The 5,916-nt window shown below is 62.9% G+C and carries 5 protein-coding genes; all 5 read left to right on the top strand.

The window, feature by feature from the left end; translation table 11 throughout:
* The first annotated feature begins 88 nt into the window (after positions 1-88).
* The 5 genes from EN781_RS23380 (at position 89) to EN781_RS23355 (ending at position 5,912) form a co-directional block, all read left to right on the top strand.
* Entirely contained in the window at positions 89-1,306 is a 1,218-nt protein-coding gene (locus EN781_RS23380; protein WP_127400372.1) for a hypothetical protein, read from the top strand.
* A gap of 65 nt (positions 1,307-1,371) precedes the next feature.
* A complete protein-coding gene (locus tag EN781_RS23375) occupies positions 1,372-2,217 on the top strand; it encodes a UbiA family prenyltransferase (RefSeq protein WP_189347762.1) in 846 nt (281 codons plus the stop codon).
* A gap of 14 nt (positions 2,218-2,231) precedes the next feature.
* Complete coding sequence (locus EN781_RS23370) at positions 2,232-3,002, top strand: glycosyltransferase family 2 protein (protein ID WP_126056390.1); 771 nt, start codon at positions 2,232-2,234, stop codon at positions 3,000-3,002.
* A 226-nt stretch (positions 3,003-3,228) separates the two neighbouring features.
* On the top strand, positions 3,229-4,047 hold the full coding sequence (locus EN781_RS23360; protein WP_245455622.1) for an N-formylglutamate amidohydrolase: 819 nt from the start codon (positions 3,229-3,231) through the stop codon (positions 4,045-4,047).
* The gene (locus EN781_RS23355) at positions 4,044-5,912 is read left to right on the top strand and encodes a flavohemoglobin expression-modulating QEGLA motif protein (protein ID WP_127400371.1); all 1,869 of its coding nucleotides are present in this window, start codon (positions 4,044-4,046) and stop codon (positions 5,910-5,912) included. Before EN781_RS23360 ends, EN781_RS23355 begins: the two co-directional genes overlap by 4 nt.
* Positions 5,913-5,916: the final 4 nt, after the last annotated feature.

Here is a 5,916-nt window from a genome sequence, read left to right as displayed (position 1 = left end):
GGCGGCGGGAGGCCAGGCGACCGAGCGCCAGGTCGAGATCGTCGGATGGGCGCTCGCTGATGCGATGACTCCGGTCGATGTCAACGCCATGGTCGACGGCCAAGGCATAGCCGGCACAAACGCGTTCTTCGATCGTCCCGACGTCAGTCAGGCACTCGGCTCGACGAATGCCGCCGGCTGGCGAATCTCGTTTCCCGCCAGCAAGCTCGCGCCGGGCGACCATATGGTGAGCATCCTGGTGCATCCGTGGCAAGGCGGCGAACCGCGGCTCATCATGGAGCGCAAGTTCACCCTGGCACCGCCGCCGACTAGCGAGCAACGCGCGGTTCAGGCACTTGCCGAGAGACAACAGGCACCCGGCTACTGGCTGACGGATTTCACCAGTGGCACAGCGTTCGAGCAGACGCGCCAGGAACTGAACACCTACCTCAACGCTGTCATGGTTGACGTCCTTTCGCCCGTGGCGAACGAGGCCGGCGTGCCGGACATGCTGATGCGGGCGCGGCGATATCTGACGGACCAGATCGAACCCGGAGGCCTGGTCCGCTATCACGGACGACCCGATGCGCCGACGATCGGCACGCTGGGCTGCGCCATAACACCGGACGCCGACGACACGGCACTCGTCTGGCGCGTAGCGCCGAGCACGGACAGGACGCTGTTGGCCCCGGCGCTCGCCACCCTTGCGCAATATCGCAGGGCCGACGGTCTCTACAGGACCTGGCTCGCGCCGACGGAGCGCTATCAATGCCTCGACCCGGGGAGGGATCCAAACCCAGCCGATCTCGGCATCCAGATGCATGTGTTCATGCTGCTCGCCAAGGAAGACCCACCCGCGGCAAAAGCACTGTGCGAGGCCATGACCCGGAAAGCAGCCGATGGCGACGTCTGGGTGTACTACGCCGATGCCCCGCCTTTGCTCATCCTGCGGCTCGCCGAACTGCGCAAGGCCGGCTGCCCGCTACAGCTGCCATCGTCGCGCCTGCGCACGACAGTTCCCGGGCAACAGATTTGGATCAGAGCCATTCAGCTTCTGCAGTTGACGGAGGACGGCGCGGCCACGGCCGACACCCACCACGAGGCAACAGAACTTCTGGACAAGATCGCCGCCGATGATTTTTCCTTGCTCAGGAGCACCCCTCCGCTCTTCTATCATAATGATCTGACTGCCTCGGTGCGGCGATTCTACTGGTCGCAAGAGCTAGGATATGCATTGTGGCTGAGGCTCGATTTCGAAAACCGATCCAGGCAGACCAAGGCTGGCTGCCGATCCGACAGTCTCCAGCAGCGATGCGGTGAAAAGTGACACGAATTCCAATCGAAACGGCCATTGCGACGCGTCCTCGGCCAGGATTGTCCGCATATCGGCTGTTGTCCTGCGTCCGCTTCGATGAAGTGCTGGCGCTTCAAGGCGCGCCGCTGCTTGGGGCGATCCTATCGATCGGCACCCTGACAAGCGGCAACCTGTTGGAGATCGCCGCTCTCATGAGCGGCAATTTCTGTCTGGTCGCGCATGTCTTTGTGTTCAACGACTGGTCGGGAATCGATGGCGACCTCAACAACCCCCGGCGTGCCTCCGGGACTTTTGCCGCCAGAGGGTTGACGCGGACCGAAATCGGCTGCCTGGCGCTGTCGCTTCTGGCGCTCAGCCTCCTGCTGTTCGGATTGGTCGGCCAGAACACTCTCCTGCTCGGGCTAGCGATTGCCGGCCTCAGCGCGCTCTACTCCGCCCCTCCCGTTCACCTCAAGGGCGCGCCTTTGTTCAGCTCGGCGCTTCATCTTGCCGGCGGGGCGCTGCACTTTCTGCTCGGCTACGCAACCTTCACGGCGATCGACGCACGCGGCTTGGCCATCAGCTGCTTCTTCGGGCTGGTGTTCACCGCAGGCCATTTCACGCATGAAACGCGCGATCACGAGAGTGACGACCTCAACGGGATCCGCACGAACGCCGTGGCTTTCGGCAAGAGGCAGAGCTTCTTTGCCGGGCTTGCCTTGTTCACGGTGGCCTATGCCCTTCTGGTTGCGCTCGCGCTGTTGGGCCTTGTACCCCTCGTGCTCGTTCTGGCCGCGGCCCTCTACCCCTTGCATGTCCTGGCATCGTTGCGGGCCTTGCGCGAGGGCCTCACCTACGAAAGCCTGATCCGGCTTCAGGGACAGTATCGAGCGTTCTTTGCGATCATCGGACTGCTGATGCTCGCAGCAGCGCTTCTTGCCTAGGCCCGCCCCTCCCAATGCTTTCCGTAATCGTTCCTGTCTTCAACGAAGTTGCGACGCTGCCAAGCGTGCTGTCCGTCATCAGCAGCGCGCTTCCCGGCATCGAGAAGGAAATCATCGTCGTCGATGACGGATCGACCGATGGGACCCGCGAGCTGCTGCGAAGGAATTTTCCAGACGGGCCTCGCTCGGCCTCCGGCATGGTGGTCGGTGCCAACGGAGATCTAGTCTTCACCGACGATGCGGCGGATGCTCGAGTTACCGTGCGACCGCACTACCAGGAGCGCAACAGGGGAAAGGGCGCCGCAGTGAGGAGCGGGCTCGCGGCCGCCAGCGGGGATGTCATCGTCATTCAAGACGCGGACCTCGAATACGACCCCGCGGACTGGACCGTGATGTACGACCTGATCACCGGGCGTAAGGTTGCTGACGTGGTTTACGGCTCGCGCTTCTATGGCCGGCCGCATCGGTCACTCTATTTCCACCACTATCTGGCGAACAGGTTCATCTCGCTGATGTTCAACCTGCTCTACAACCAGACGCTCACCGACATCGAATGCTGCTACAAGATGTTCACACGTGAGGTCAAAGACCGCCTGCGTCTCACCTGCGACGACTTTGGCTGTGAAATCCAGTTGAGCGCCCAGATCGCACGCGCGCGCCGCTTGCGCATCTATGAGGTAGGCATCAGCTACTACGGCCGGACCTATGACGAGGGCAAGAAGATTGGCTGGCGCGACGGGATGAAGGCGCTCTGGTATCTGATCCGGTTCCGGATTTCTTCGTGACTTGTTGGCGCCGTTTCGGCAGGAGGAGGGTCAGCGCGACCAGGACCGCCAGATAGGCGCCGGTCCCTGTCGAACGATCGCCTGCTTGCGATGACGCCAGCCCCCAGGCGAGAGGCACAGGCCGACAACGCCTGCGAGACAATGTGGTTCTGCTCGCAAGCGTCAACCCGCTATGCTGGTGTGACGGACTGGAACCGTCCGCCCTCTCCGTGCATTTCGGTGGATCGTGAACAAGCCAACGTTCAATACCAATCGGGGCGGGCCGGCAGGCTGGACAATCAAGCTCGGTGATTCCCCCGTTATTGGCACGGCGATCCACAGCGGCTCCGACGTCGGGCCGACCTGCCAATCGCTCCTGTGCATTTCCAACTCGGACCGACGGAGGGAGGAAGACCCCTTCACCGAGCACTTTATCGCCGATTTCCCAACCCAGATCATTGTTCATCGATCGCGCTTCCAAGTCGATCTGAACCGCGCGCGCGCGGCTGCGGTCTATCGGTCGCCGGATCAGTCCTGGGGTCTGAACGTATGGCGAGAGCCGCCTGCCGAGCACATTGTCGACGAGTCCGTTGCCTTTCACGACGCGTTCTACGGCGAACTCAAGCGTGTCCTTTCCGATGTCGAGAAACGTTACGGCAAGTTCGTCCTGGTCGACGTCCACAGCTACAACCACCGGCGCGAAGGGCCGACGGCAGCGGCTGCGCCGCAAGATGTCGCGCCTGACATCAACATCGGCACATTCTCGATGGACCGCACGCGCTGGGCGCCGGTCGTCGACGCCTTTGTGGAAACGCTGCGCGGCCATCGTTTCCATGGTGACCCGATCGACGTGCGCGAAAATGTGTCTTTCCAGGGCAAGGGCGAACAGACCCGCTTCGTCCATGCCAATTTCCCCGAGACGGGGTGTGCCATCGCGGTCGAGTTCAAGAAGATTTTCATGGACGAATGGAGCGGCGAGCCCGACTGGGCGGCAATCGAACGACTGCGCGCCATGCTTGCGTCGACGGTGCCCGTGCTCGAGGCAGCGCTGCGGGGCATGACATGAAACCGAAGCTGGTCCAGGCTGCCTCTCCGTTGGCGACAATCGAATCGGACCTCGACGCACTTTTCCGGGACGGTAAGCCGATCCGCCGCGAGTTCGGCGACGGCGACCGTTTGCACATCGATCGGCCGCTGCCCTTTCTCTGCGTCCATGTCGGCTCGCAGCAGGATGCGGCATTCGATGTTGTTTCCGCCAGTGCGTCCTATCTGATCGTGGCCAATGCCGGCTTCGCCGGCGAGGTTGCGCGGCTGATGGCGAAGAGGATACGCGATCGTTGCGGCGCATTCCTCGTACTCGACATCGGCGAATTGGCCGAAGACCGGTTCCTGACGGAGGACGTTCCGTTCCTGCCGCCTTTCGAGATTGCACTGGCCGGCGGCGGCACGGCGGGTGAGAAGGCAGCGCTCAAGCGCTTCGCCGCCGCCGCGTCCGGACGCGACGCAAAATACCGCACGCCCCGCGTGGACGAATTCAATCCCACGACACGCGCCGAAGCACGGCTCCCGGACCATCTCGGCAATGTGGCGCGCCTGACGGTGCGCTTCGCGCCAATCTACAGGGTGCCAGGCACCGAGCGCGTCTATCCTGAATTACGCGACCTCATCGTCGCCAACATGGTGGATTCGGCGCTTCAGGCCGTCAGCGCCTTTCTGAAGGCATCAAAGCTGGAACCGCCGGCAACCCATCGTTCGCTGGGGCGACGCGCCTATATCGACGCTGTCGTGCGCGCCGACCGGGCGCTCGACAGCGTCGCGTCGACATTCGATTTTCTGCTTGCCGTCACACCGATCAACGCCGAACCAGCCTGGCAGGAATTCCAGGCCGGCGGCTTCGAGCGGATGCCTGCGCTGCTCTACAGGCCGCTTGAGTTCGAGGTTGCCGCGCAGAAGCGGAAGCTCTATTCGGTCTCCCTTGATCACCTGGAAGATCCGCTCCTGACCAGGCTGCTGTCCGAAAAGCAGCAGGAACTCGATCTTCAACTGTCGATGCTCGCGGCACGCGAAACGCCCAGCTTCGTCGAACTCGGTCGAGCACTGTATGGCAGCGTCGAGCCTAGCCTGGCGGCGAGGGCACGCACCATTCTCGAAAAGACGCCCCGCGTTGCTTCGACGGCCCGACAGAAGGGCCTGGGCGCCGACGCTGTCGCCGCGGCCGCGCGAGACATGATCGCCGGATACAGTGCCGCCTACGCCGATTTCGACGCTTCCGTGGAGGTCCGCGCCGACCTGCCGGCCGGCCTCCTCGTCTCTCGGAACCGGCTGCTGGTTTCGCGCGACACCAATCTTCCACCGGAGCGACTGACCGCACTGCTCAGTCACGAGATCGGTGTTCATCTGCTGACCTATTTCAACGGCGATGCGCAAGGGCTCGCCATCTTCCGCAACGGGCTAGCCGGTTACGAGGGCATGCAGGAGGGACTGGCCGTGCTGGCGGAATATCTGGTCGGCGGCATGACCGCGGCGCGGCTGAGACTGATCGCGGCAAGGGTTATCGCGTGTCAGGCGATGCTCGCCGGCGCACCGTTTGAGTATACGTTCCGCGTTCTGCATGGTGATTTCGGTCTCGATGATCGCAGCGCCTTCAACGTCGTTCTGCGCGTCTTTCGAGGCGGCGGCTTGGCAAAAGACGCCATCTATCTGCGTGGCGTGGCGCAGGTTCTTGATCATCTGAAGAGTGGCGGCAGTCTCACGCCGTTCTGGATCGGCAAGATCTCCGCGGCGCATTTCGCCGATATCCAGGAACTCAACGCGCGCGGCTTGTTGCGGGCGCCGCGGCTCGAACCTGCGTTCCTCTCTTCCGACGCAGCGCGTCCACGCCTGAAGAAGGCGATGGCGGGGATCGATCCGATCGATATGGTTGAGACGTGAGCGG

Origin of the sequence: Mesorhizobium sp. M4A.F.Ca.ET.090.04.2.1 (assembly GCF_003999085.1) — a bacterium.
Classification (GTDB): domain Bacteria; phylum Pseudomonadota; class Alphaproteobacteria; order Rhizobiales; family Rhizobiaceae; genus Mesorhizobium.
This window is presented reverse-complemented; position numbering and strand designations above follow the sequence as displayed.

Excerpts from the sequence above, each read along its gene's own strand:
- EN781_RS23380 (WP_127400372.1), top strand. The coding sequence starts at position 89 with ATGGTCGACGGCCAAGGCATAGCCGGCACAAACGCGTTCTTCGATCGT.
- EN781_RS23355 (WP_127400371.1), top strand. The coding sequence starts at position 4,044 with ATGAAACCGAAGCTGGTCCAGGCTGCCTCTCCGTTGGCGACAATCGAA.
- EN781_RS23370 (WP_126056390.1), top strand. The coding sequence starts at position 2,232 with ATGCTTTCCGTAATCGTTCCTGTCTTCAACGAAGTTGCGACGCTGCCA.